1 protein-coding gene and 1 pseudogene are annotated in these 2070 nt (G+C 68.6%); both read left to right on the forward strand.

Annotated features, from left to right (window positions below; all coding sequences use genetic code 11):
- Positions 1-85 precede the first annotated feature (85 nt).
- Positions 86-1601: pseudogene (locus tag AB0B91_RS65410) on the forward strand (IS1182 family transposase).
- 139 nt (positions 1602-1740) lie between these two features.
- Positions 1741-2070: methyltransferase domain-containing protein (locus AB0B91_RS65415; protein WP_358343089.1), on the forward strand; the 330-nt coding region annotated here is incomplete at its 3' end.

The following is a 2070-nucleotide window of genomic DNA, read 5'->3' on the forward strand; positions in this document are numbered from 1 at the left end:
TTATTTGGTTTTTGGTTTTCGGGCGCCATAAATCTCTTGTTGTTGTTTTTTATGGCCGACGTTTTCGTATTGGGGTGGGTTGCGGGTGTCGTTGCGGTTGCGGGTGTTGGGGGAGATTCCGGCGGAGACGGTGCGGGTGGCGCGGGCCGCGTTCCCGAAGGGCAGCCTGGCGATTCGGGTGCGCGACGAGTTGGGGGTGTTGTTCACCGACGCTGATTTCGCGGACTTGTTCCCGGTCCGGGGGAAGCCTGCCTGGTCACCGGGCCGGTTGGTGGTGGTGTTGGTGTTGCAGTTCGTTGAGGGGCTCACCGATCGGCAGGCCGCGGAGGCGGTGCGGGCCAGGATCGACTTCAAGTACGCCTTGGGGCTGGAGCTGGATGATCCGGGCTTCGACCTCTCGGTGTTGTCGGAGTTCAGGGACCGGCTGGTGCAGGCGGACGCGGGGCGGCGGGTGTTGGACGGCGTGTTGGCCGCAGCCCGGGAGAAAGGGCTGCTGAAGACGACGGGTCGGGCCAGGACCGACTCCACGCACGTGGTGTCGGCGGCTCGTGAGCTGTGTTGGTTGGATGGTCGTCGAGACACTGCGTGCGGCGTTGAACGCGCTCGCTCGGGATGCCCCGGGCTGGCTGGAGGCGGTGTTCTCGGCCGGTTCGCCTGAGCAGGCGCGGGAGCTGGAGGCGGTGGAGATCCTGCGGCAGGTGTGGGTCCAGCACTTCCACCTGGTCGAGGGCGAGGTGCGACGGCGGGACCCAAAAGACCGGCCGCCGGGCGCGATACGCCTGGTCACCCCGCATGACGCCGAGGCACGCGGCAGCGTCAAGCGGGACACCTGCTGGGACGGATACAAGGTCCACCTCACCGAGACCTGTGAGCCGCACGCCCCGAACCTGGTCACGAACGTGGCCACCACCTGCGCCACCGTCGCGGACAGCGTGATGGCAGAGGTGATCCACGCCGGTCTCGCCGGGCGTGACTGCCTGCCCGCGGAGCACTGGGTCGATGCCGGATACCCCAACGCCGCTCAAGTTGTGGCTGCCCGCACCCAACACGACGTCGACCTGCAGGGGCCTATCGGTGCCGACACCACGACGCAACGCGGCAGCCGCCATGGGCAGGATGCCTTCACTATCGACTGGGACCGGCAGCATGTGACCTGCCCCACCGGCGTCACCAGCACGCAATGGCATCATCGGCGCTCCCAGCACGGCCTGCCGGTGATCCGGGTCCGGTTCAACCCCGCCGACTGCCGCGTCTGCCCCAGCCTGCGCGACTGCGTCAGCTCACCCAAAGCCGAACGCCGGGAGCTCACTCTGCGCCACCGGGCCGAACACGACACCGTCCGCAACGCCAGACGACAACAGCAGACCGACGACTGGAAACACCGCTACAAGATCCGCGCCGGCGTCGAGGGGACCATCTCCCAAGGCGTCCAACGCTGCGGCCTGCGCAGATCCCGCTACCGCGGCCTGGACAAAACTGCCCTGCAACACCAACTCACCGGCGCCGCGATGAACCTCGCCCGGATAGACGCCCACCTCACCGAAACACCCCGAGCCGCCGCCCGCATCAGCCACTTCGCACAACTTCGCCCCGCCGGATAGATCCGACGGGGCGAAGCAGCAGAACCCGAATTAACCAACAGCATCCCACTTCGGTTCCGGGCCCTCCATACAACTGGGGGAGTCCCGGCCGCCGCCGTGACGTCCCTCGGGCACGGGCACACTGTCGTACCGTGGCCCGGTGAAGAGCCAGGATCGCAGTACGTACCTGGCCGCCGCCGCGGCCAACCTGACCTACAACGCGCCGCTCGGCGAGGATCGGGTGACGGACCTGGTCCGGCGACTGGCCCCCACCGGGGCGGGCTGGCGAGCCCTGGACCTGGGCTGCGGCAACGGCGAGCTGCTCCTGCGGCTGTGCGAGGCTCACGGCATCGCCGGCGACGGCGTGGAACGCCACGCCGACGACGGTGAACGGGCCCGGCGACGCGCGACGGAACGGGGAGCCGCCGAGCGGGTCAGGTTCCACAGCGCGGACGCGGCCACCTGGGACCGGCCCGCCGACCTCGTCGTC

Source organism: Nonomuraea sp. NPDC049141 (assembly GCF_040648415.1).
Lineage (GTDB): Bacteria > Actinomycetota > Actinomycetes > Streptosporangiales > Streptosporangiaceae > Nonomuraea.